The 22,522-nt window shown below is 64.4% G+C and carries 29 protein-coding genes; 12 read left to right on the forward strand and 17 right to left on the reverse strand.

The features are described 5' to 3' along the window. Nucleotide 1: 1 nt before the first annotated feature. From xseA to M2267_RS01130, 3 genes are all read left to right on the forward strand, one after another. Entirely contained in the window at nucleotides 2-1,606 is a 1,605-nt protein-coding gene (gene xseA / locus M2267_RS01120; protein WP_429111989.1) for an exodeoxyribonuclease VII large subunit, read from the forward strand. 66 nt (nucleotides 1,607-1,672) lie between these two features. Beyond that, nucleotides 1,673-2,257, forward strand: coding sequence for a chloramphenicol phosphotransferase CPT family protein (locus M2267_RS01125; protein ID WP_429111991.1), 585 nt, complete (start codon nucleotides 1,673-1,675; stop codon nucleotides 2,255-2,257). A gap of 133 nt (nucleotides 2,258-2,390) precedes the next feature. Next, entirely contained in the window at nucleotides 2,391-2,981 is a 591-nt protein-coding gene (locus M2267_RS01130) for an NAD(P)H-dependent oxidoreductase (RefSeq protein ID WP_429111992.1), read from the forward strand. 6 nt (nucleotides 2,982-2,987) lie between these two features. On the opposite strand, the gene M2267_RS01135 is transcribed toward M2267_RS01130, so the two are convergent. Beyond that, the gene (locus M2267_RS01135) at nucleotides 2,988-3,482 is read right to left on the reverse strand and encodes a MarR family winged helix-turn-helix transcriptional regulator (protein WP_429111994.1); all 495 of its coding nucleotides are present in this window, start codon (nucleotides 3,480-3,482) and stop codon (nucleotides 2,988-2,990) included. A 90-nt stretch (nucleotides 3,483-3,572) separates the two neighbouring features. Between M2267_RS01135 and M2267_RS01140 the strand changes: the two genes are divergently transcribed. The 3 genes from M2267_RS01140 (at nucleotide 3,573) to M2267_RS01150 (ending at nucleotide 5,573) form a co-directional block, all read left to right on the forward strand. After that, entirely contained in the window at nucleotides 3,573-4,451 is an 879-nt protein-coding gene (locus tag M2267_RS01140) for an EamA family transporter (RefSeq protein WP_429111995.1), read from the forward strand. A gap of 72 nt (nucleotides 4,452-4,523) precedes the next feature. Further along, nucleotides 4,524-5,153, forward strand: a complete 630-nt coding sequence (locus tag M2267_RS01145) for an RNA polymerase sigma factor (protein ID WP_429111997.1) — start codon at nucleotides 4,524-4,526, stop codon at nucleotides 5,151-5,153. 21 nt (nucleotides 5,154-5,174) lie between these two features. Continuing rightward, complete coding sequence (locus M2267_RS01150; RefSeq protein WP_043617047.1) at nucleotides 5,175-5,573, forward strand: VOC family protein; 399 nt, start codon at nucleotides 5,175-5,177, stop codon at nucleotides 5,571-5,573. A 90-nt stretch (nucleotides 5,574-5,663) separates the two neighbouring features. On the opposite strand, the gene M2267_RS01155 is transcribed toward M2267_RS01150, so the two are convergent. From M2267_RS01155 to M2267_RS01165, 3 genes are all read right to left on the reverse strand, one after another. After that, a complete protein-coding gene (locus tag M2267_RS01155) occupies nucleotides 5,664-6,917 on the reverse strand; it encodes an aminopeptidase (protein WP_429111998.1) in 1,254 nt (417 codons plus the stop codon). 88 nt (nucleotides 6,918-7,005) lie between these two features. After that, the gene (locus M2267_RS01160; protein WP_429112000.1) at nucleotides 7,006-7,911 is read right to left on the reverse strand and encodes an MBL fold metallo-hydrolase; all 906 of its coding nucleotides are present in this window, start codon (nucleotides 7,909-7,911) and stop codon (nucleotides 7,006-7,008) included. A 66-nt stretch (nucleotides 7,912-7,977) separates the two neighbouring features. Beyond that, on the reverse strand, nucleotides 7,978-8,649 hold the full coding sequence (locus tag M2267_RS01165) for a glutathione S-transferase family protein (RefSeq protein WP_429112002.1): 672 nt from the start codon (nucleotides 8,647-8,649) through the stop codon (nucleotides 7,978-7,980). A gap of 84 nt (nucleotides 8,650-8,733) precedes the next feature. On the opposite strand from M2267_RS01165, the gene M2267_RS01170 reads away from it, so the two are divergent. Further along, nucleotides 8,734-9,189, forward strand: coding sequence for a MarR family winged helix-turn-helix transcriptional regulator (locus M2267_RS01170; protein WP_429113015.1), 456 nt, complete (start codon nucleotides 8,734-8,736; stop codon nucleotides 9,187-9,189). Between the two features lie 304 nt (nucleotides 9,190-9,493). Here M2267_RS01170 and M2267_RS01175 read toward each other — a convergent pair whose 3' ends face one another. From M2267_RS01175 to tatA, 5 genes are all read right to left on the reverse strand, one after another. After that, the gene (locus M2267_RS01175; RefSeq protein WP_429112003.1) at nucleotides 9,494-10,081 is read right to left on the reverse strand and encodes a dual specificity protein phosphatase family protein; all 588 of its coding nucleotides are present in this window, start codon (nucleotides 10,079-10,081) and stop codon (nucleotides 9,494-9,496) included. 111 nt (nucleotides 10,082-10,192) lie between these two features. Next, nucleotides 10,193-10,666, reverse strand: a complete 474-nt coding sequence (gene ybaK / locus M2267_RS01180) for a Cys-tRNA(Pro) deacylase (protein WP_429112005.1) — start codon at nucleotides 10,664-10,666, stop codon at nucleotides 10,193-10,195. A gap of 20 nt (nucleotides 10,667-10,686) precedes the next feature. Then, nucleotides 10,687-11,040: an ArsC family reductase gene (locus M2267_RS01185; protein ID WP_429112006.1), complete on the reverse strand. Its 354-nt coding sequence runs from the start codon at nucleotides 11,038-11,040 to the stop codon at nucleotides 10,687-10,689. Between the two features lie 113 nt (nucleotides 11,041-11,153). Beyond that, nucleotides 11,154-11,786, reverse strand: a complete 633-nt coding sequence (locus M2267_RS01190; protein ID WP_429112007.1) for a YitT family protein — start codon at nucleotides 11,784-11,786, stop codon at nucleotides 11,154-11,156. Between the two features lie 8 nt (nucleotides 11,787-11,794). Further along, nucleotides 11,795-12,964: a tyrosine aminotransferase gene (gene tatA, locus M2267_RS01195; RefSeq protein ID WP_429112008.1), complete on the reverse strand. Its 1,170-nt coding sequence runs from the start codon at nucleotides 12,962-12,964 to the stop codon at nucleotides 11,795-11,797. Nucleotides 12,965-12,979: 15 nt separating this feature from the next. Here tatA and M2267_RS01200 point away from each other — a divergent pair, with 15 nt between their 5' ends. Together M2267_RS01200 and M2267_RS01205 are read left to right on the forward strand one after the other, a co-directional pair. Further along, on the forward strand, nucleotides 12,980-13,180 hold the full coding sequence (locus M2267_RS01200; protein ID WP_402323569.1) for a hypothetical protein: 201 nt from the start codon (nucleotides 12,980-12,982) through the stop codon (nucleotides 13,178-13,180). Next, nucleotides 13,173-13,646 (forward strand): Lrp/AsnC family transcriptional regulator, encoded by a 474-nt coding sequence (locus M2267_RS01205; RefSeq protein ID WP_043625875.1) that lies wholly within the window; start codon nucleotides 13,173-13,175, stop codon nucleotides 13,644-13,646. The genes M2267_RS01200 and M2267_RS01205 overlap by 8 nt, the downstream gene beginning before the upstream one ends. 26 nt (nucleotides 13,647-13,672) lie before the next feature. Here M2267_RS01205 and M2267_RS01210 read toward each other — a convergent pair whose 3' ends face one another. Then, nucleotides 13,673-14,731, reverse strand: coding sequence for a peptidase M14 (locus M2267_RS01210; RefSeq protein ID WP_429112011.1), 1,059 nt, complete (start codon nucleotides 14,729-14,731; stop codon nucleotides 13,673-13,675). A 169-nt stretch (nucleotides 14,732-14,900) separates the two neighbouring features. Here M2267_RS01210 and M2267_RS01215 point away from each other — a divergent pair, with 169 nt between their 5' ends. Both M2267_RS01215 and M2267_RS01220 read left to right on the forward strand, forming a co-directional pair. Next, nucleotides 14,901-15,527, forward strand: coding sequence for a glutathione S-transferase family protein (locus M2267_RS01215; protein ID WP_429112013.1), 627 nt, complete (start codon nucleotides 14,901-14,903; stop codon nucleotides 15,525-15,527). Nucleotides 15,528-15,702: 175 nt separating this feature from the next. Continuing rightward, nucleotides 15,703-16,167, forward strand: coding sequence for a hypothetical protein (locus M2267_RS01220; RefSeq protein ID WP_043625866.1), 465 nt, complete (start codon nucleotides 15,703-15,705; stop codon nucleotides 16,165-16,167). Nucleotides 16,168-16,289: 122 nt separating this feature from the next. Here the strand turns inward: M2267_RS01220 and M2267_RS01225 are convergent, their stop codons facing one another. The 6 genes from M2267_RS01225 to M2267_RS01250 all read right to left on the reverse strand — a co-directional run bounded on the left by M2267_RS01225 (nucleotide 16,290) and on the right by M2267_RS01250 (nucleotide 20,199). Continuing rightward, nucleotides 16,290-16,862, reverse strand: coding sequence for a 2'-5' RNA ligase family protein (locus M2267_RS01225; protein ID WP_429112014.1), 573 nt, complete (start codon nucleotides 16,860-16,862; stop codon nucleotides 16,290-16,292). A gap of 132 nt (nucleotides 16,863-16,994) precedes the next feature. Further along, nucleotides 16,995-17,408, reverse strand: coding sequence for a GFA family protein (locus M2267_RS01230; protein WP_429112016.1), 414 nt, complete (start codon nucleotides 17,406-17,408; stop codon nucleotides 16,995-16,997). A 121-nt stretch (nucleotides 17,409-17,529) separates the two neighbouring features. Further along, complete coding sequence (locus M2267_RS01235) at nucleotides 17,530-17,997, reverse strand: SRPBCC family protein (RefSeq protein WP_429112018.1); 468 nt, start codon at nucleotides 17,995-17,997, stop codon at nucleotides 17,530-17,532. After that, nucleotides 17,994-18,323 carry an ArsR/SmtB family transcription factor gene (locus M2267_RS01240; protein ID WP_043625896.1) on the reverse strand — a complete coding sequence of 110 codons (330 nt, stop codon included), beginning with the start codon at nucleotides 18,321-18,323 and terminating at the stop codon, nucleotides 17,994-17,996. Before M2267_RS01240 ends, M2267_RS01235 begins: the two co-directional genes overlap by 4 nt. Before the next feature lie 125 nt (nucleotides 18,324-18,448). Continuing rightward, nucleotides 18,449-19,183, reverse strand: coding sequence for an SDR family oxidoreductase (locus M2267_RS01245; protein ID WP_429112020.1), 735 nt, complete (start codon nucleotides 19,181-19,183; stop codon nucleotides 18,449-18,451). Nucleotides 19,184-19,440: 257 nt separating this feature from the next. Next, nucleotides 19,441-20,199, reverse strand: a complete 759-nt coding sequence (locus M2267_RS01250) for an alpha/beta hydrolase (RefSeq protein WP_429112022.1) — start codon at nucleotides 20,197-20,199, stop codon at nucleotides 19,441-19,443. 147 nt (nucleotides 20,200-20,346) lie between these two features. On the opposite strand from M2267_RS01250, the gene M2267_RS01255 reads away from it, so the two are divergent. After that, nucleotides 20,347-20,793, forward strand: a complete 447-nt coding sequence (locus tag M2267_RS01255) for a MarR family winged helix-turn-helix transcriptional regulator (protein ID WP_429112024.1) — start codon at nucleotides 20,347-20,349, stop codon at nucleotides 20,791-20,793. Nucleotides 20,794-20,894: 101 nt separating this feature from the next. Here the strand turns inward: M2267_RS01255 and guaA are convergent, their stop codons facing one another. Further along, nucleotides 20,895-22,457 (reverse strand): glutamine-hydrolyzing GMP synthase, encoded by a 1,563-nt coding sequence (gene guaA, locus M2267_RS01260; protein WP_043625848.1) that lies wholly within the window; start codon nucleotides 22,455-22,457, stop codon nucleotides 20,895-20,897. Nucleotides 22,458-22,522 lie beyond the last annotated feature (65 nt).

Genomic DNA, 22,522 nt, shown 5'->3' on the forward strand with positions numbered 1-22,522 from the left:
AATGGCCTCTTTCTTCGACAACGATTCTCCGAGCAACCTCACTGAATATTCGGTGTCCGAGCTTTCGGGCTCGATCAAGCGAACGGTCGAACAGGCCTTCGACCAGGTGCGCGTGCGCGGCGAGATCTCCGGCTATCGCGGCCCGCATTCCTCGGGCCACGCCTATTTCGCTCTCAAGGACGACCGCGCGCGCATCGACGCGGTGATCTGGAAGGGCACCTTCTCGCGGCTGCGCTTCCGTCCGGAAGAGGGCATGGAGGTGATCGCGACCGGCAAGGTCACGACCTTCCCCGGCTCGTCGAAGTATCAGATCGTCATCGAGACGATGGAGCCGGCCGGAGCCGGCGCGCTGATGGCGCTGCTCGAAGAGCGCAAGCGCAAGCTCGCCGCCGAAGGGCTGTTCGACGCCAATCGCAAGAGGCCGTTGCCCTATATGCCCAAGGTGATCGGTGTCGTGACGTCGCCGACCGGTGCCGTCATCCGCGACATCCTGCACCGCATTGCCGATCGCTTCCCCGTCCATGTCGTCGTCTGGCCGGTTCGGGTGCAGGGCGATGGCTCGGGTGACGAGGTGGCAGCGGCGATCCGCGGCTTCAACGCGGTCGAGCCCGGCGGGCCGATTGCGCGGCCGGATGTGCTGATCGTTGCGCGTGGCGGCGGCAGCCTCGAAGACCTCTGGGGCTTCAACGACGAGGCCGTCGTGCGCGCGGCTGCCGCCTCCGAGATCCCATTGATTTCCGCCGTCGGCCACGAGACCGACTGGACGCTGATCGACTATGCCGCCGACCAGCGTGCGCCGACGCCGACGGGTGCTGCCGAAATGGCAGTGCCAGTCAGGGCCGATCTCGAAGCCGGTCTCTCCGGCCTGTCGGCCCGCCTCAAGTCTGCCGTCGGCCGCCAGATGGACAATCGACGCCAGTCGGTGCGCGCGCTCGCACGGGCGCTGCCGTCGCTCGACCAGTTGCTGGCGTTGCCGCGCCGCCGTTTCGACGAGGCCGCCCTCGGGCTCGGGCGTGGCCTCACGATGAACACGGCCAACAAGCGGCGCCAGTTCGAGCGCGTTTCTGCCGAGCTGCGTGCCGATCTTCTCAAGGGCAAGCTTTCCGAGCGCCGCCAGCGCCTGGCCGACGCCATGAACAAGGCCGACCGCATCGTCGAGCGGCAGGTGCATCGGGGCGAGGCGCGGGTTTCGGCGGCGGACGCTGCATTGCGCGCCTTGCCTTCGCGCCTCATCGGCCAGATCCATCGGGCATCCGATCGCGTCGCCGGCCTTGCGGCCCGGTCCGATGCGGCCGTGCGCGCCGACGTGCGCCGCCTGCGCAGCGTCATCGTCGCCCAGGACCGCATCCTGCAGTCGCTTTCCTATCGCAACGTCCTGCAGCGCGGTTTTGCACTGGTGCGTGACGCCGAAGGCGGGCCGGTGCGCCAGGCTGCGTCCGTCTCGGTTGGCATGACGCTCAGCCTGGAATTTGCCGACGGTCGCGTTTCGGCCATTGCCGGCGAAGGCGAGGGCGAGCCGGCTTCTCCGCCGACGGCGCCGCGCAAGAAGCAGACGAAGCCCGCAGAGCCGGCGGGGGACCCGCCGAAACAGGGCAACCTGTTCTAGCGCGTCATCCCGCTGTCATGGCGACGGCGTAACGCCAGCGTTCCCAAGAGAGCGACGGAGCCCGGCATGGTCGAGCGAGCCAAGATTATCTTCATCCACGGGGCCTCCAGCAGCGGAAAATCGACGCTGGCGCGGGCGGTCCAGGCGCAGATCGGCGAACCGTTCTGGCACGTCTCGATCGACCATCTTCGCGATTCGGGAACGGTGCCGATGGAACGGTTCCGCCTCGGCGATTTTCGCTGGAAGGAACACCGGGCGCGCTTCTTCGACGGGTTCCACCGCTCGCTGGTTGCCTATGCGTCAGCCGGCAACAATCTCCTGCTGGAGCACATTCTCGAGGAGCCCGGCTGGGCGTCTGAGCTCGCGGTGATGTTTCAGCCGTTCGACGTGTTCTTTGTCGCGCTTCACTGTGAACTCGACGAACTGGTCCGGCGCGAGCGGCTTCGCGCCGACCGGCCGATTGGCAGCGCCGCGGATGATTTTCACCGCATTCACTTCGGACAACGTTACGATCTGGAGCTCGGTCCGGGGCAGGCCGCCGAGGACGCCGCCGCTCAGTTGATTTCCGCCTGGTCTGTGCGCTGCTCGCCCTCCGCCTTCGACGCACTGGCGCTGGAGGCGCGGGCAGGATCGGGGAAATCCCAGGTCTAAGAACAGTGAGCCGGCTATGCTTCTTCGGTGGCGCTCGTCGCTCGCGAAAAACAGCATTGTATTCGGTTGATTTTTCAGCTCATTTTCCCAGCTACGGATCTTGAATCCAGATCGATATGTTAGGGAACGCCGGATGCGCATCCTGCTCGTGCTTGCTCACCCGCTCGAAGACAGTTTTGCCGCAAGCGTGGCGCGTCAGGCGCGCGCCGCCTTGGAGGCGAACGGCCATTCGGTCGACTTGCTCGACCTCTATCGCGAGGATTTCGATCCGCGCCTCACCGTTGCCGAGCGCGGCAGCTACTTCACCGACGCCTATGATCGCTCAGGCGCTGCAGATTGGATCGCGCGGCTGCAGGCGGCCGACGGGCTGGTGCTCGTCTTTCCGCAATGGTGGTTCAATTTTCCGGCGATCCTGAAGGGCTTCTTCGATCGCGTCTTTGTCCCGGGCGTCGCCTTCGACAACGACCCGGCCGGCGGCCGCATCATCCCGCGGCTCCACAACATCAAGCTCTTCTGGGCGCTGACGACGACCGGCTCGCCCTGGTGGGTGGTGCATCTCTACATGGGCAATCCGGTGAAGCGGCTTTTGAAGCGCGGCATCGCCGCCTTCTGCGCCAAGGGGCTGAACTTCCGCATGTTGGCGCTGCACGACATGGATCGGGCGACCGACGGCGAGCGCAAGGCGCATCTGGAGCGTGTCCGCCGGCTTGCCTCCAGTCTGTGATCGCGGCTACTCGAACGTCGCGAGATATTTGCGCAGCAGTGCGTTGAGCACCAAGCGTTCCTCGGGCGACAGCGCGGAAACGACGCGATGCTGGTTGGCCACATGCGCGGTCGCGGCCTCGTCGACACGGCGCAAGCCCTCGTCCGTCAAAGCGATGATCACCCCCCGCCTGTCCTCGGGATTGGCGATCCGTTCCACGAGCCCGGCCTTTTCAAGTTGATCGATGCGGTTGGTCATGGTGCCGGAGCTGACCATGGTCGTATCCAGAAGTTCTCCGGGCGAAAGCCGATAGGGCGGCCCGGACCGACGAAGCGTCGCAAGCACGTCGAAGCTCGACGCATTCAACCCGCGTTCGGAAAACGATTTCTCGATTTCGCGGGCGACATGTGTCGAGACCCGTGAGAGCCTCCCCAGCAGACCCATGGCCGAAACGTCAAGGTCCGGCCGTTCCCGGTGCCATTGGGCCAAAATCCTGTCGACGCGATCCATCAATACCTCCATGCATTTATCTCAGCATAGAGTATCTTGACTTAGAGATAAACCGCGCTTATTCTCAATTTATCTTGATATAGAGATTCTTGAGGTAAAGATATGAGCTCGAGCCGCACCGTCGACCTTGCCTTGACCGCTCTGGCACCGGCCATTTGGGGCAGCACCTACCTCGTCACCACCGAGTTCCTGCCGTCCGGCTATCCGCTGACGGTCGCCATGCTGCGGGCGCTTCCGGCGGGGCTGCTCCTGCTGCTCATCGTCCGGCGATTGCCGGAAGGCATCTGGTGGCCGCGCACCTTCGTGCTCGGCGCACTCAACTTTTCCTTCTTCTGGGCGATGCTCTTCGTTTCGGCTTACAGGCTGCCGGGCGGCGTCGCCGCCACGGTCGGTGCCGTACAGCCGCTGATCGTAATCCTCCTGTCGCGCGTCTTCCTGGGCTCGCCGATCCGTCTGCTCAGCGTCGTCGCCGGCCTTGCGGGCATCGCCGGCGTCGCTCTGCTGGTGCTCACGCCCGGCGCCGCGCTCGATCCGCTCGGGGTGCTCGCCGGTCTCGCCGGCGCCGTTTCCATGGCCTTCGGCACGGTGCTCAGCCGCCACTGGGCGCCGCCGGTGCCGCCGCTCACCTTCACCGCCTGGCAATTGGCGGCAGGTGGCCTCATGCTCGTGCCGGTGGCGCTGTTCTTCGAGCCGTCGCTGCCGCCGCTGACGACGGCCAACGTCCTCGGTCTTGCCTATCTCGGCCTGATCGGCGCCGCCTTCACCTATCTGCTCTGGTTCCGCGGCCTCTCGCGCCTCGAGCCCTCTGCCGTGTCGCCGCTCGGTTTCTTAAGCCCCGTCGTCGCCATCCTGCTCGGCTGGGGCGTGCTCGGAGAGCAGCTGACGCCGGTCCAGGCGCTCGGTATCCTCGTCGTCTTCGTCAGCGTCTGGCTGAGCCAGCGAGCGCAGCTCGCCCCGAAGGTGCGCGCGGCCCGCGCTTGAGTGTGGGCTTGCAACCACAGGGCATGCGCTTCACATTGCCGGGACCTCAATTCCCAGGAAGCGCATGCCGCAATGACCGAGCACCTGACGCCGGCGCACTATTTTGATCTCCTCCGTTTCGCCAGGCGCCAGACCCGCCGCGCGGCCGAAGCGGAGGATTTGCTGCATGAGGCGCTGATCGTGGCGCTCAAGGCAGGGCGTTTTCCGACCGGCAGCGATCGTGCCTGGTTCTGCGGCGTTCTCCGCAAGCTCGCGGCGATGCAGGCGCGCACCGCCGCCCGCCGCTTTCGCCGGGAGCAGCAAGCGGACGCACCCGAAACGGAAGAGGGGCCGTCCGCCGATCCGCTCGCCTTCGCCGCCACGCTTTCCCCCAGCCTCAGGATCGTGATGCTGCTGGCGATCGCCGGCCACAATCGCCTCGAAATCCGTCACCTCCTTGGCATTTCCGATGAAGCGCTGCGCCAGCGCATCCTGATGCTGCGCCGGGCCTGGCGTGATGCCGGCCATGTCGAGAGCAGTCTGGAGCTGTCCGGGCTTCGCTATCCGCTCGAAAGCGGCCGCATCCGCCAGGCGTTGCTGCCGATCACGCGGAGCGGGCGCGCCGCCTTTGCCAGCCACGATCCGGACGGCCATCTCTTCGCGATCAATTTTTCGCCGCGCGCGTCTCACGAAACTGCAACCGGCGGCAACAAGCCGGCGTAACAAGCAAAAAGGAAGCAACCAATGCTGTCGAAACCACGTATCGGGGCCATCTGCTACTTCGTCTCGGAACTTGCCCGGACGGAAGCCTTCTACCGTGATGTTCTGGGTCTCAACGTCCAGCGCATGGAGGACGACGAAGCGGGCGCCTGGCTGATGGCCAAGATAGAAGACGAGGTCGAGTTGATCTTCTTCGTCGCGGAAAGCAAGCCGGGCAACACGCCGATCGTCGTCTTCGATCTCGCCGAGGGCGGTATCGACGATGTCGTGGGCGGCCTTGCCGAAAAGGGAACCACCATCGTCACGCCGGTGAGCCATGCGCCCGGCGGCTGGTCGGCAGAATTCGCCGATCCCGATGGCCACGTCCTGTCGCTCTACCAATCGGCGGAGATGCCGCGCCTGAAGCGGGCTGCCAACGGCTGAGGGGGCAGTTTCCCCTATAGAAAAGGCCGCCGCATGTGTTGCGGCGGCCACAAGCCTTTCAGGTCGGACGAGACCGGGGAGGGGCCGTGATCAGGCCCATTCACCCTTTCGCATGACAGGAACGCGGCTACCATCGACGCGCACGCCGTCGATGTCGACCTGGCCCGAACCGATCATCCAGTCGATGTGAATGAGGCTGGAATTGCCGCCCTGGGCGCGGATCTGTTCCGGTGTCAGCTTGGTGTCGTCGACGAAGCAGCCGGAATAGCACTGGCCGAGCGCGATGTGGCACGAGGCGTTTTCGTCGAACAGCGTGTTGTAGAACAGGATGCCGCTCGCCGAGATCGGCGAGGAATGCGGCACCAGCGCCACTTCGCCGAGCCGGCGCGCGCCTTCGTCGGTATCGAGCACTTTGTTCAGCACTTCCTCGCCGCGCGAGGCCTTGGCCTCGACGATCCGACCGCCCTCGAAGCGCACCTGGATGTTGTCGATCAGCGTGCCCTGGTGCGACAGCGGCTTGGTGGAGGAGACATGGCCTTCGACACGCAGCGCGTGCGGGGTCGTGAACACTTCCTCGGTCGGGATGTTCGGGTTGCAGGTGACACCGTTCTTGGCTTCCGACGCGCCGCCGCACCACAGATGGCCGTCGGCCAATCCTACGGTCAGGTCGGTGCCGGGGCCGGTGAAGTGCAGCGCGGCAAAGCGTTCGCCGTTCAGCCAGGCCGAGCGCCGGGCGAGGTTGGCGTTGTGCTCCTTCCAGGCGGCCACCGGGTCGGCGACGTCGACGCGCGAGGCGGCGAAGATGGCGTTGGCGAGCTTCTCGACGGCAACCTCTTCCGGGTCGTTCGGGAAGACGAGCTTCGCCCAGGACGGGTTCGGGTAGGAAACGATGTTCCAGTTGATGTCGAAGTTGGAGATTTTTTCGAGCGCCGGCTTATAGGCAATGGAATTTGCCTTGTTGGCCCGCGCCACCTTGGCCGGATCCTGCGCCGACAGCATCATCGGGTTGTCGCCGGAGATCGCGAGCCGCGCTGCACCACCGGCGAAAGCTTCGGCCATGCCCTTGAACAGCCAGTCGCTTGCCCGGTCGAAGCTCTCGTCCGGTGCATAGGCATAACGCGAAAGCGTCGTGTCCTCGTCCGAATAGAGCGTCGTCACGAGGCCGGCACCGGCCTTGTAGGCGTGTTTGGTGATGAGGCGAACGAGCGGCATCGCCGCGACCGGCGCGGTCATGACAAGGTCCTGGCCGCGCTGAAGCTGCAGGCCGACCTGGATCGCGACTTCCGCGAGCTTGTCGAGTTTCACCGGGTCGATCGGATCGGGCATATTGGCGGGAAAGGTCATGATCTACCTGTCTTTCTGAAATCGGAAGAAGAAGACTTAGAGCGCTTTGCGGCGAAAATGAAGGCTGAGTGCCGGAGGTTTGATGCAATCAGCGCGCGCTGAGGGCCGCACGCACCCGCTCGACATTGCTCCTGTGCACGGCCTCATAGGGCGCGAAATAGAGGATCGCGCCGGAGGCGATCTCCGCGGCGGCGAATTCCTTGAGCGTGCCTGTGGCAGCACCGGTCGCGATCGCCTGCGTCAGCCGCTCGATGTAGCCGCGATTGGCATCGATCAGTTCCGGCCCGTAGCCGCCGCTGGCGATGCGTTCGCGGTCGCCATGGGCGGGCAGAATCCGAGCAATCGGCCATTGCCGCAGGCGCATGAGTTCGGCGATGTGCATCGCCGTCTGATCGGCCTCGCTGATGAAGGTCGTCGTATCCTCGAGCGTATCGCCGGCCAGCAGCAACTTTTCCTCGGGCAACCAGATCACGTTGCCGTCGGCGCTATGGATAGCGAAGTGATGCAACTCGACCCGACGTTTGCCGACGTTGAGCGCGAGCGTCTCCGTAAACAGCCGGCTCGGCATGACGAGCGGCTGGATCGGTGGCGTCGCCGTTTCGATCTTCTCACGGTTCTCCTCAAGCTTCTGTGCCGTCAGCCGGAGGGCGATGATCTCGCAATCGGCAAAGACCGCATTTCCGGCCACGTGGTCCTTGTGCCAATGGCTGAGCACGACGCGGATCGTGGTGACGCCAAGGCTTTCGAGGTGGTTGCGGATCGCCCGGGCGTGATCGAGCGAGATATGGGTGTCGTAGACCAGCGCCTCGCGGCCGTCGACGATGGCATAGGAGGCAACGCCGAGTTCGTAGGCGCCGTCATCGAGCCAGTTCGCCGCCTCTGAATGAAGCCGCACCCCGGCAACGCGCCCGTCATAATAGGCATAGACGCCGGGGTAGGGCTCAAGGATCGTCAGGGTCGAGGTCATGTCCGTCACAAGGCGCTCCTCCAGCATGGCTTACGCCCTGTCATAGAGCAGGCGCGCGCCAAACTGAAGGACGGCATGATCTTGCGCTTTTCTTTATGCCTGCCGGGCGCGCAGCAGATAGGCGTCGTGCTCCCTGAGGAACGTCATCAGCCGCTCACCGTAGTCCGGCGTCACGGCTGCCTTGACGCTTGGTCGCTCGGCGAGCGCTTTGCGCCAGGCGTTGATACGATCGAGCCCGTCGAAGATGCCGTGGTCGGCGAGCGTGTCGAAGAGATCGAAGTAGCGGAAGACCGGCGCAAAGACAGCATCGACGAGAGAAAACTGTGTGCCGGCAAAGTAGGGGCTTTCGCCGAGCGCCGCTTCCATGGTCGCAAACTTGCCGGTGATCGCCTGGCGTTTCTGCTCGTAGGTTTCCTGGTCCCGGGCGGTCTCGAAGCCCCAGAGATCAGAAAGGATCGACGAGCCGAATTCCATCCAGCCGCGATGACGGGCGCGCTCCAGCGCATCTTGCGGGTGAAGCTTCGGGCCGGCTTGGCTTTCCTCGACATATTCGGCGATGACGGAGCTTTCGAACAGCACCGCTTCGCCGCCCGGCTGCGGCACCTGCAGCAGCGGCACCTTGCCGAGCGGCGAAACCTTCAGGAACCAGTCGGGCTTGGCCCTGAGGTCGATATAGGTTCGCTCGAAGCGAACGCCTTTTTCGTCGAGCGCTATCGAGGCGCGCTGCACGTAGGGGCAGAGATGGTGGCTGACGAGGGTAAGCATGGCGATCTCCCGGCTGAAGAAAAGTAGATGCATATGCATGTATGTGGACTTGCTTCGACTTTCAAGATGGATGTAATTGCATCTATGAGAAAAGAGACAAAAATCGACGAAAGGGGCCCTGGTCCTGAAACGACCGCGGCCTGGATAGGGCTGATGCGCGCACGGGAGTGCGTGCTTGCTCGGATCGAGGCCGATTTCAAGGCGGCCAGCCTGCCGCCGCTCGGCTGGTACGACGTGTTGTGGGAACTGGTTCAGGCGGAAGACGGCAGGCTGCGGCCCTTCGAGATCGAGGCGCGCACGCTGCTCGCCCAATACAATCTCTCCCGCCTGATCGATCGCCTGGTCAAAGAGGGGTTGGTCCGTCGCGAAGCCTTCGACGCCGACGGTCGCGGCCAATGGGTTGTCGTCACCGAGGCCGGAAGGGCGATGCGCGCGCGTATGTGGCTAACCTATGGCCCGTCGATCGAGTCGCATGTCGGAGCGAGATTGAGCGAGGGGGAGGCACGGCAACTGGCGGCGTTGCTGGCGAAGTTGAGGTAGGCGTTGCAACTCAAGGAGAGCGTGACGGCGGACAGTCGGATGGTGATCGCCGCGCTTGGATGGCCCCTCACCCTAACCCTCTCCCCGCGGGCGGGGAGAGGGGACCCGCCTCGCTCGTAACGCCGCAGAACGGAGCCTCCGTCACAGAACGAGCCGCCATCTCCGGAAGTAGAGGTCGCCGTTGTTGAGGTGGGCGGGTGCCACGGGTCTCCTTCGCCCCGCCTGCGGGGAGAAGGTGGCCGGCAGGCCGGATGAGGGGCCGCGTCCGCGGACGGTCACCCGCCGATTTCCGCAGCAGCGGCCTTTAACTGCTCAGTCCGAACGACTTCTCGAGGGCTTCCCAGGTCTCGTCCATGGCGAAGGTGCCGGAGAGATAGGGAATGGCCACGTGTCCATAGAGTGGCGAAAGCTGCCACTCGGCCGTTTCCTCATCGACTCCTGCGATCTGCTGCAGGTAGATCGTCGAGACGAGCCCGGTGCGGTCGGCGCCGGCCTTGCAGTGGATCAGAAGCGGCTTCGGTGCGTCCCGGAGGATCGCCATCAGTACGTCGGTTTCCTTGCGGTCGATCTCGGCCGAAGCGGACATGGGGAAGTTTATGAGCCGGATACCGTTGCGCTCTGCGGCGGCAACCTCTTCGCGATACCAGCGCTCGCTCGGTCTTTCGCCGCGCAGGTTGAGAATGGTGCGGATGCCGTAGGCCTTGGAATAGGCAGCGATCGCCTCCGGCGTCGGCTGTGCCGAACGGTAGACCTCACCGGCCACGAGCGTATGGAAATTGCCGGTCCACTGAAGACCGACGAGATAGATAACCAGGCCCGCGACGAGTGCGACGACGGCGACGGCGAGGCGTCTCAGCAGACGCTTCGCGGTGAGAAATCTTGCAGATGCCATGAGACAGACCCGACGCCGTTCGTGCGCGGGTGTGCCTGCGATTGCTGCACAGTTTTTGCCCCGGCTATTCGGCACGTATTAGGCATCTGTGATGTTTTGATGGCGGCTGTTTCAGGCGATGAGCGGTGCAGCGATCGCCTTTAGCGCGGACTGGGCGTCGCGCGGTGCGAGCCGCACCTGCAGGCCGCGCTGCCCGCCATTGATGTAGACCTGCGCTTCGGCAAGTGCTGCCTCCTCGATCGCCGTCGGTACCAGCTTCTTCTGTCCGAACGGGCTGATGCCGCCGACATGGTAGCCGGTCAGCCGCTCGGCTTCCGTCGGCTTCATCATCGCCGCCGACTTGCCGCCGAAGGCGGCGGCGAGCTTCTTCATGCTGACCTCGCGGTCGGAGGGCACGACGCAGCAGACCGGCTTGCCGTCGACCTCGGCCATCAGCGTCTTCAGCACCCGGCACGGATCCTCGCCAAGCGCCTCGGCCGCCTGCAGGCCGACGCGCTCCGCATTGGGATCGTAGTCATAGGTATGCAGGCTGAAGGCGACGCCGGCCTTCGAAAGCATCTGCGTGGCGCGCGTGGTTTTCGACATCGTCGTCGCTCCGAATGGGATCAGGCTTTGGCGAGCACCGCCTCGTAGAGGTCCGGCTTGAAGCCGATCAGCAGGTTGCCGTCGGCTTCGAGCACCGGGCGCTTGATCATCGAGGGCTGAGCGAGCATCAGCGCGATTGCCTTCTGCGCGTCGAGGTTTTGTCGATCGGCCTCGTCGAGCTTGCGGAAGGTCGTGCCGGCGCGGTTCAGCACCGTTTCCCATCCGGCTTCCTTGCACCAGCGCTCCAGATGCGGGCGGTCGATGCCCTCGGCCTTGTAGTCGTGGAAGCGATAGGCGATGCCCCGGCCGTCGAGCCAGGTGCGCGCCTTCTTCATCGTGTCGCAGTTCTTGATGCCGTAAATCGTAACCGTCATGCCCATGCTCCAGCCGCAGCGAGCAATTCCCGAACGCCGGGAATCGCGCAATTTCAAAGCGTGGCAGGAGTGATAACCGCCCGATGCGCAGGAGGGAAGACCGAGACCTTGCGTCAGGTCACGCCGGCATAGCGCCCCGGCTTGTGATTGATCGCCAGCGTCATGTTGACGACCGCCGCGCCGATCACCGAAAGCGCCAGGTTCGATGGCGGCAGAACGAAGAAGGCGGCAGCCAGAATGGCGAGATCGACCGCCAGCTGGAAATATCCGGCACGGATGCCGAACCGTTCCTGGAGGTAGATCGCGACGATGTTGATGCCGCCAAGACCGGTGCGATGGCGAAAGAGGATCAACAGGCCCATGCCCATTAACCCGCCGCCGACAACCGCCGCATAGATCGGGTCAAGCCGGGCGATCTCCACCCAGCCGGCCGTCAGCCGCGAGAACAGCGAAACGAGGCTGACGGCGATGAAGGTGCGCAGCGCAAACATCCAGCCGAGGCGTTTGACCGCCAGGGCGTAGAAGGGCAGGTTGACAAGCGAAAAGACCATCCAGAACTCGGCGCCGGTCGCATATTGCAGCAGCAGCGCCAGGCCCGACGTGCTGCCCGTGAGCAGCATCGCCTTGCTGTAGATGATGATGCCGAGCGACATGATCAGCGTGCCCGTCAGGATCGCCAGCGCATCCTCGTAGAGGCGATGGCGTTCGGTCGGGGTTTCTGTCGCGTCGATGCTGCGCTCGGCCATCGTGGTCCTCAGAGGTTCTTGAAGTTGGCGATGACGCCGTCGACTTCCGCCGTCTTCAGGCCGGCAATGTTGATGCGGCCGGAACCGGGCATGTAGATGCCGTGCTCGTTGCGAAGCCGCATGACGTCGGCCTCGGCGAGCGGCAGCAGCGAGAACATGCCTTCCTGACTGGCGACGGCGCCGAGCGCCTGCCAGCGATCGCGCAGGCCTTCGGCGAGCGCGCGGCGGATGTTGGTGATACGCAGACGCATGGTTTCGAGTTCTTCCTGCCAGTCGCGCTTGAGCTCGGCGTCGGAAAGGATCATCCGCACGATGGCAGCACCGTGATCTGGCGGCATCGAGTAGCTGGTGCGAGCGAGGCCGGCGAGGTTGGAGCGGACCGTATCGGCCGACGAAGACGAGCTCGTCACCGCGAAGATTGCGCCGGCGCGCTCGCGATAAAGCCCGAAGGACTTGGAGCAGGAAACGGCAACCAGCGCTTCCGGCACGACGCCGATCAGGTGGCGGAGCCCGGCGACATCCTCGTCGAGGCCGCGGCCGAAGCCCTGATAGGCAAGGTCGACGAGCGGCAGCAGGCCGCGCTCGGCGATGACGGCGGCAAGCTCCATCCACTGCGCCTCAGTGATGACACCGCCGGTCGGGTTGTGGCAGCTCGCATGCAACAGCACGGCATCGCCGGCTGCAGCACCCTGGAGTGCCGTCATCATGTTGTCGAAGAGCACGGTCTGCGTCGGCACGTCGAAGAACGGGTAACCGGCGGGCTCAAGGCCTGCCGTCTTGAAGATGCTGGCATGGTTCGGCCAGCTCGGCAGCCCGATCCAGATGCGCTTGCCGCCCATCTGGTGAATGAGGTCGGCCGCGAGCCGAAGCGCGCCGGAACCGCCCGGTGTCTGCACGCCGGCGATATGGCTGCGATCGATCGTGTCGCCACCGACCAGCGTCCAGAGATGGTCGAGGAAGACGAGGTCGCCTTCGGGGCCGACATAGGACTTGCTGTCCTGCGTTTCGAGCAGGCGCTTCTCCGCCGCCTTGACGGCGCGGAAGATGGGCGTGTGGCCGGTTTCGTCGCGGTAGACGCCGACGCCGAGATCGACCTTTCCGGGGCGCTCGTCCTTGCGGTAAAGCCCGATGAGGGCCAGCAACGGATCATCGGGTTGGCGGGTCAGAGCGTCGAACATGCCGGAAATTCCCCCTTGAATGGCAGCGATGCGATATCGGTCGAGAAAGCCTGCCGGCCGCCGTTCCTCCGGCTGCCCTGCGGCTTTCTTCTTAAGTCAGCGCAAGCGCAAAATCGATGCGATATTTGCCACGGCGACAATATCGACAGCGTGCTATTTGCGCAAAACTCTGCAATTGATTTGCTGATTTGCGCGCTAGGGGCCGAGGATGGTTGAAAAGGTAGCGATGGAATTGGATCAGATCGACCGGCGGATCATCCGCCTGCTGGTGGAGGATGCATCGCTCAGCAACAATGCGCTTGCGGCGCGGGTCGGCCTTTCGCCGGCGCCGCTGTCGCGCCGCCTTGCCCGGCTCTATGCGGCCGGCGTCATCCGCCAGACGGTGGTCGTCGATCCGAAGGCAGCGGGCATCGGCTTCCAGGCCTTTGTCGAGGTGACGCTGGAGCGCACCGCAAGCAAAGTCGGCCAGCGTTTCATCGAGCTGGTGTCGCGCATGCCGGAGGTGGTGGAATGCCACACGGTCGCCGGCGATTTCGACTTTCTTCTGAAGATCGCGGTGCGCGACGTCGCCGATTACAAGCGCCTGCTCTGGAGCGAATTCGAGCAGATCGCCGAGATCAAGACCTTGCGCTCGACCATCCTGCTCGACAGCCCAAAGATGACGGCCGCCACGGGGGCGTGACGGCCGCTTGAACATTCAATGGCGGTCTAGGCTTCGAGCGACCCGGGTTTGCGCACGGCGCTCGACGGCGCGGCGCAGGCGATCTTCATCAGGTCCGAGCGTCGGCGTGCAAGGCGCGTCGAGACGCGGGTGACGATCAGCCCGTCCTGCGGCGCGCGCACTTCGAGGGCGCCATCCGCCTGGCCTGGGCGCGTAAGGATCGTTGCGAGCAGGTCGCCGGCCTTCACGCTCTCGCCGATATCCCGGTGGAACAGGATGGCGCCGGCCTCAGGGGCCCGGATCATCTCGATGTTGTCGAGCGGCGCGACGATGCCGGCGAAGGGTGCGATGGTTTCTTCGTCACCGGTCACGACGCCGCGGGCGACGAGGAAGCGGAAGACGCCTTCGGCATCCTTGCGGGCAAGCTCCGGATAGACGTCGCGCGTGCCGCGAAGCTCGACCGTCACCGAGAGGCGTCCCGGCAGGCGCGTCTTCTTCTGCCCGGTTTCATATTTCCAGGCATAGGCGACAGCCTCTTCGAAGGCGGAGCTTTCGCCGTCCGAAAGGAACACCGCTTCCATGTCGAGCGCCGAGGCGAGGTCGCCGGCTTCCGGCCAGAAGGCGTCGTCGATATAGGCGTATTGCAGCGCCTCGTCGTCGCAATGAAGATCGAGCATCAGGTCGGCGCCGAGCGCCATATGCAGCAGCTGCCGTTTCAGCCGGTCCGTTGCGGAGTAACGGTCGAGATCGTCGATCAGCCGGTCACGGTCGCCAAGCGCGATCAACGGGAAATCACGGTTGAAATTGGTGCGCGATCCCAGGTCGAAGCGGCCCTGCAACTCGCCGAAATGCGACTGTGCGGCTCCGATCGGGTTTGCCTGCGGTACGACAGTGATGTCGCCGAGGATGGCGCCGTCCTTCTCCGCCTGCTGCAGGCGTTGCAGCAGGAAATGCGCGAGGGCAGTGCCCGGCAGCTCGTTGGCGTGCAACGCAGCCTGGATGTAGGTCTTGGGTGCGGCGGCTGTCCTGCCCTTGAAACGGAAGACCGGCAGGCGCCATTCGATGCCGGGCGTATCGCCGGCGATGATGATTTCGGAAACGTCCATGGGCTCCTCCCGTATCGTATGCTGGTGGCGCTTATCGGCATTCCGGCGGCGCTCCGCAAGTCGCTAAAACAGGGGTGCGATTTCGGGTCGCGCCGATGGCGCTTTGCCTTTGACATGGAGGGCCGGCCTATTGTTCCTTGAACCGTCACCACAGGCAGGAAACCGCAAGATGATCCTCATCGGCCAATATGACTCCCCCTTCGTGCGACGCGTGGGCATCGCGCTCAGCCTCTACGACATTCCGTTCGAACACCGTCCGTGGTCGTCCTTCGGCAATGCCGACGAGCTTCGCGCCTACAATCCGTTGACGCGCGTGCCGACGCTGGTGCTGGACGATGGGACGGTGCTTGTCGACAGCCATATCATCCTCGATTATCTCGACAGTCTCGTCTCCGACGACCGGGTCCTGTTCCCGCGGACGGAACCGGCGCGCCATCGGGCGCTGAGGATCGCCACGCTTGCGACCGGTCTCGGCGACAAGGCAGTCAGCCTCTTCTACGAGAAAAGGCTGCACGGCGCGGTCTCGGCACTCTGGGTCGACCGCTGCCGCCGCCAGATCGAAGAGACGCTTCAGGTTCTCGAAACAAGCCGCGCGGAAGGCACGGGCGCCTACTGGTTCGGCGAGCGCATCGGTCATGCGGATATTGCCGTTGCGGCCGTGTTGCGCTTCCTCAAGGAGGTGCATCCCGATCTGGTCGTGGTGGCACGCTATCCGCGGCTGCAGGCGCATGCAGACATGCTTGAAGCGCTTCCGGTGTTCCAGGCCATCAGTCAGCCCTTCATCCCGCCGGCATAACGAGCAGGGTTTCTTGTCGAAGCCGGGCCGCCACATCACCAAGGCGTGATTGCCCGGCCACCTTCGGCCCGGTGCAATTTCCATCATCCGGTCACAAACGCGGCAGATTCTCGTTGCGAGGCTGGCGTTCAGGAGCCTCTTGGGCGTTTGATGCCTCTGGCAAAGGGGAATTTCCATGAAAATCACCCGCATTGCAGCCCTCACCGTTCTCTCGCTTTCTCCCTTCTTTTTTTCATCCGGTGCACACGCTCTGAGCATGAGCGAGTGCAGCGCGAAGTATAAGTCGGCGCAGGCTGCCGGTTCGCTCAATGGCATGAAGTGGAACGATTTCCGAAAAGCCCAGTGTGGCACGGAAGCTGCCGCCAAGCCGACCGCCATGACCAATGAAGAGCCCACGGCAAGCAACACGGAAAGTGCTCCGGAACCGGCCGCGACGACGGCCAAGGCGCCGAAGGGCGTGGTCTTCCCGAGCAAGGTCGATGCGAAATATTCTACGGAAACAGCCGGCAAGGCGCGCATGCACACATGCCTCGACCAGTACAACGCCGACAAGGCGAACAATTCATTGAACGGCCTCACCTGGATCAAGAAGGGTGGCGGCTACTACAGCATCTGCAACACGCAATTGAAGCATTCCTGATCTCAGGCCGTCCCGGCAGTCGGCATTTCGAGCCACGCCGCTCGATGCTGTCACGCGGTGACCTGCCTTTGGCTGCGGCAACCCGTAAGCCGCCAAAGGCAGGTCATGGCACCGCGGGCGCTTTAGCGCGCCGGCAGCAGCGGCCAGCGGGCGAGGATCTTCGCGGAGCCCGTCCCCTTGCGCGCATGGATCAGAACGAGTTCGCGCGCCACCCAGGAGACCGGTTCTGAAACGCGGATCTCCGGCGCGACCCGATCGTTCCGGTAGAGCGTCATGTGAGGGATTGCCGCGAGCGGGCGTTTGAGCGCCCCGATTTGCCGGACCAGCGCGCTGAAGCCCGGTGCGGCGTCGCGCGTCGTCAGGGCGCGCGGCCGGTCGCGGCCATTGCCGTTGCTGACCAGCCTGTCGAGCCGGATCTCGACCGGTGGCACGTCGATGCGCGCACCCTGCCGCAGCGCATCCGCGACCGCGAAGTCGGGCATGCCGCGGCCCTGCCAGCGCTTGTCGACGGAGACGTGCAGGCGATCGGGCCGGTAGATGAAGCCGTCCGCCGCCTGGTCGGCGAAATCCCTTTCGGCGATTGCCAGCGCCTGCGTGGCGGCGGGCTCGTCCGGAAGCAGCGCGAAGTAGAGGATGTCGGTTGCCGGGGCCGGCTGGGGATCACCGAGATCGAATGCGAATTGGTTCGACGACACGGCATCCTCCACCGCCCGGGGCGCGCGCCACGACATGTGGCCTCAAAGGCAGATGGGGATGCCGGCCGACAATGCCAAGGACATCCGGTGGGCAAGGGAAGACTTCGCCCGTTGGCTGAGACTCCTGCTTCGCTACTCCGTCGGCATCCGGCTAAATTTCTGCAGGTCCGGATCGAGACGGTCCCAGGCAAGGCCGCGCACGGCATAGGTCACCGCCTGCGGTCTGTAGCGGCTGGGATCGTCGAGGCTTGCCGCGCGAACGCTGAAGAATTCCGGCATGGCCGAGAAGGTCATGTAAACCGGCGAGCCGCAGGTGGGGCAGAAGCCGCGCGTCTTCACATGGCCGCTGTCGGCGACCATGTCCCAATGCGAGGCCTGGCCTTCGAGCTTCACGCCCTCGCGGCGGAACGTCATGTGCGATCCGTGCCCGGTCCCGCTTTCGTGCTGGCAGTCGCGGCACTGGCAGTCGTTGGAGAAGACCGGTTCTCCAGAGATCTCGTAGCGGATCGCGCCGCAGGCGCATCCGCCGATATAGGACTTGCTCATGCATTCCTCCTGTTGCGGGCACGGCAAAGCCGGCGCGCGGCCGCACAGGCGCGCGCCGATCGAACGCTTTGCCTATCGAGGTGGGTGCGGTGCCGGATCGCTTCGGCGATCCGCCCGGGCTTCAATGCTGTTCGTCGGTAACGGTGCCGAGGCGCGACAGGACCTTCGGCCAGCCGTTGCTCATGTTGGCGTATGCGCTGTCGTTCTTCGGCGTGACGAAGCCGGAATGAACGAGCCGGAGGCGGGTGCCGTTGTCGACCTTCGTCAGCGTCCAGGTGACGACCGTATCGAGGCGCGATCCGTAGCCGCTATTGCCCTCATCGCCGCCTTTCCAGGAATAGACGAAGCGTTCATGCGGGCGCACCTCCAGCACCTGGCAACGGATGGTGCCATCCCACGCGCCGGCCGGCGTCGTCTGGAAAGTGAAATGGGTGCCTTCCACCGGTCGGAAGCCCGCCGGCGGCATGATCCAGCGGCCCATCAATTCGCCGTTGGTCAGCGTCCTCCAGATCGTCTCAGGCGTATGCGGAAAGACCTCGTCGACGACGATATCCTGGGTCTCGAGTTTCAAGGCTGCTGCGTCGGTCATGGATCGATCTCCTTGAGAAGGGTGCGCAGATTGGCAAAGCGGTCGCGCCAGAAGCTGCCGTAATGGCTCATCCAGTCGACGAGCGGCGCCAGGCCCTCGGGCTCGGCGCGGTAGTAGACGTTGCGGCCCTCCGGGCGCTCGGCGACGAGGCCCGCCTGCTTCAGCGACTTGAGGTGCTGCGATATCGCGCCCTGCGTCACGCCGCTGCCGCGCGTCAGTTCGACGACGGTGATTTCCTCGGCATTGGCGATGCGCTCGAACACGGCGCGCCGGGTCGGATCGGCAAGGGCGCGCATGACGGCGGTGACGGGGGCGGTTTCGATCATCATGAATAAATAAATAGCGGATACTAATTGATTAGTCAATACTATTGGTTTTGACGCCAGTGCAGAAAGAAAAGGCACGCTCGAGGCGAGCCTTTCTGTCGCTTTGATCCCCGGAGCGGATTGCCTCAATGCGGGCTCGCCGTCGGGCGCACGATGATCTCACTGACGTCGACGTCATCGGGCTGGCCGATGGCGTAGGCGATCGACGATGCAACGGCGTCGGGACTGATGCAGACGGCCCGCCATTCCTTCATCGCCTCGCGCGCGCTGGGGTCGCTGATCGTATCGGCGAGCTCGGAGGTCGTTGTTCCGGGCGAGATGACGGTAACGCGGATGCGATCGGTCTCCTGCCTCAGGCCGTCCGAGATCGCCCGGACGGCGTACTTGGTGGCGCAATAGACGGCGGCCGTCGGCGACACCGAATGGCCACCGATCGAGGAGATGTTGATGATCTGCCCGGATCCTTGCGCACGCATGATCGGCAGGGCCGCGGCAATGCCGTAGAGCACGCCCTTGATGTTCACGTCGACCATGCGGTCCCACTCGTCGACCTTGAGCGCGGCCAGCGGTGACAGCGGCATCACGCCGGCATTGTTGACGATGGCGTCGAGGCGCCCGAATTCGGCCTGGGCAAAGCGGGCGAAGGCGGCAACGTCGTCGCGGTCGGTAACGTCGAGCACGCGAAAGCGGACCTCGCCGCCGGCAGCGGTGATTTCGTCGGCGATGCGCGCCAGCCGGTCGGCTCGGCGCGCACCGATCACCACCTTGGCGCCGGCTGCAGCCAGCCTCTTGGCGGCGGCTTCGCCGATGCCGCTGCTTGCGCCGGTGATGGCCACGACTTTTCCCTGAACATTCTCCATGGATATCGCCTTTCGAGAGGTCCGTTTCTGATTGGCTCGGGTGCTGATGCCCCTGAGTTGATGAGACGGAGGATAGAAAAGGCGATCCGCTCGATCGAGCGGCCAATCGAGGATGACGTGGTCAGAAGTTCTAACCAATGATGGCGACGGTGGAGCAGGGTTCCGCGCGGATTGGTCGTTAGGCTGACCCTGGAGACAAGCGAAAGGGCGAAGCTTCGCACTTCGCCCCCATTTCTGTCGCTGTCCGTTGAGGCCGCTTATTCGCTCGCCTGCGCGGCCTGCTCGATGATCGCGGCCACCGCCTCGGGCTTGGAGACGTAGATGGCGTGGCTGCCGGATGTCTCGACCACGGTGGAACCCGCCCGCTTTGCCATCTGGCGCTGGGCGGCCGGCGGGATCATGTGGTCGTCGGTCGCGACCAGGTAGAAGCTCGGCTTTTCCTTCCAGGCCGGGGCGGTGACGGCGCCGGTTGTCGCTTCAATGCCCCACGGTACCTGGGAGTCGGCCATGAAGGCGGCAAGCTCAGGATCGACATCGGCCGCGAAGGCAGCAGCGAACTTTTCCTTGTCGAGCGAGAGGAAGCCATCGACCGGCGGCAGGATCGGCGGAACGGCCGCGCCGGCCGGCGGGTTGGCGATGAGCGAGGAAACGGACTCGCCCTTATCCGGCGCAAAGGCGGCGATGTAGACGATCGACTTCACCTTCTCGTCGGTGCCGGCTTCCGAAACGACCACGCCGCCATAGGAGTGGCCGACGAGCACGACCGGTCCGTCCTGCGCGGCGATCGCACGCTTGGTGGCCGCAACGTCGCCGGCAAGCGTCACAGTCGGGTTCTGGACGATGGTGACGTTGTAGCCGTCCTTATTCAGGATGTTGTAGACGCCCTGCCAGCCGGAGCCGTCGGCAAAGGCGCCGTGAACGAGCACGACATTCTTGGTGGCGGGGGCCGCGTGGGCCGGTGTCAGCGCGCTTGCGGAGAGGGCGAAAGCGGCGGCGGTGATCAGGGACTTGAGCATTTCGGATCTCCTTCGGTGAGTTATTTTCGCGACATTTATTATCGCGATAAGTATCGTATGCGGCGACTCCGTTTTCTTGTAAAGATATTAATTATCGCGATATCTATTTTCGCGGCGAAAGGCCGCAAGCGCCGCAAGGAGGCTGGAATGCCCGACGACCCGACAACGCTGCCGCTTGACAGCCAGCTCTGTTTCTCGATCTACTCGGCGTCGATCGCCATCAACCGCGTCTACAAGCCGATGCTCGATGCGCTCGGCGTGACCTATACGCAGTATCTCGTCCTGAGCACGCTTTGGGAGAGGGATGGACTGACGATCTCGGCGATCGCCGATCGGCTGGGTCTGGAATCGAGCACCATCACGCCGGCCGTGAAGCGCCTCGAAGCCGCCGGCTTCCTGGGTCGGCATCGCAGCGTCACGGACGAGCGGCAGGTCGAGGTCCATCTCACCGCGAAAGGGCGCGGCCTGCACGTGAAGACCGGTTGCCTGACCGATGCGCTCCTGGACAATTCCGGCTTCACGGTACCGGAAATGATCGACTTGAACGAACGGGTCCGGAAACTGCGCGATGGGATGCGCGACGCGGTGAAGTAACGCTGCATCCGGGCCGCCACTCTTCCGGGAAGCAAAAAGGGCGCGCCGAAGCACGCCCTCTAACATTTTCTATCGCCGACGCAGCAGATGCGTCCGCGCGTTTACTCCCACTCGATCGTGCCCGGCGGCTTCGAGGTCACGTCGTAGACGACGCGGTTGATGCCGCGGACTTCGTTGATGATGCGCGTCGCCGCGCGTCCGAGGAACTCCATGTCGTAGTGGTAGAAGTCCGCCGTCATGCCGTCGACCGAGGTGACGGCGCGAAGGGCACAGACGAACTCGTAGGTGCGGCCATCGCCCATGACGCCGACGGTCTGCACCGGCAGAAGTACGGCAAACGCCTGCCAGATCGCGTCGTAGAGGCCGGCCTTGCGGATCTCGTCGAGATAGATCGCATCCGCTTCGCGGAGAATCTCGAGCTTCTCGCGGCTGATGCCGCCCGGGCAACGGATGGCAAGGCCCGGACCCGGGAAGGGGTGGCGGCCGATGAAGCTGTCGGGCAGGCCGAGCTCGCGGCCGAGCACGCGCACTTCGTCCTTGAAGAGTTCGCGCAGCGGCTCGACGAGCTGCATATTCATGCGTTCGGGCAGGCCGCCGACATTGTGGTGCGACTTGATCGTCACCGACGGGCCGCCGGTGAAGGAAACGCTTTCGATGACGTCGGGATAGAGGGTGCCCTGAGCGAGGAAGTCGGCGCCGCCGAGCTTCTTTGCCTCTTCTTCGAACACTTCGATGAACAGGCGGCCGATGATCTTGCGCTTGGTCTCGGGATCGCTCTGGCCTTCCAGTTCGCCGATGAAGCGGTCGGATGCGTCGACGTGCAGGAGGTGCAGGTTGTAGTGCTCCTCGAACATCGCGACGACGTTCTTCGCCTCGTCCTTGCGCATCAGGCCGTGGTCGACGAGAATGCAGGTCAGCTGGTCGCCGACAGCCTCATGGATCAGGAGCGCTGCGACCGAGCTGTCGACGCCGCCCGAGAGCGCGCAGATGACCTTCTTGTCGCCAACCTGCTTGCGGATCGCTTCGACCGCCTTGGCGCGGTAGGCCGACATCGACCAGTCGCCCTTGATGCCGGCAATCTTGTGCACGAAGTTGGAAATCAGCTTGGCGCCGTCGGGCGTGTGCACCACTTCCGGATGGAACTGCACGGCGTAGTACTTGCGCTTTTCGTCGGCGATGAAGGCGAAGGGCGCGTTGGCGGAGGTCGCGACGACCTCGAAGCCCTCCGGGATCGCGGTGACGCGGTCGCCGTGCGACATCCAGACCTGGTGGCGCGAGCCGACCGACCAGAGGCCTTCGAACAGCGGGCAGTCCTTCTCGACTTCGAGGAAGGCGCGGCCGAATTCGCGGTGATGGCCGCTCTCGACCTTGCCGCCGAGCTGTGCGCAGATGGTCTGCTGGCCATAGCAGATGCCGAACACCGGCAGGCCGCTATCGAAGATCACCGAGGGCGCACGCGGCGAGCCGATGTCGAGCGTCGAGGCCGGGCTACCGGAGAGGATGACGGCCTTCGGCTTCAGCCGCTGAAAACCTTCTTCGGCCGACTGGAACGGCACGATTTCGCAATAGACACCGGATTCGCGGACGCGTCGGGCGATGAGCTGCGTCACCTGGCTGCCGAAGTCGACGATAAGGACGGTGTCGGGATGGGCTGTCTGGGTCATTGGGTGCCTTCAAACAAGCTTGATCATGGCGAGCCTTTAATGAAAGCCCGCCATCGACGCAACGA

It is taken from the genome of Ensifer sp. KUDG1, assembly GCF_050434285.1.
Lineage (GTDB): Bacteria > Pseudomonadota > Alphaproteobacteria > Rhizobiales > Rhizobiaceae > Ensifer.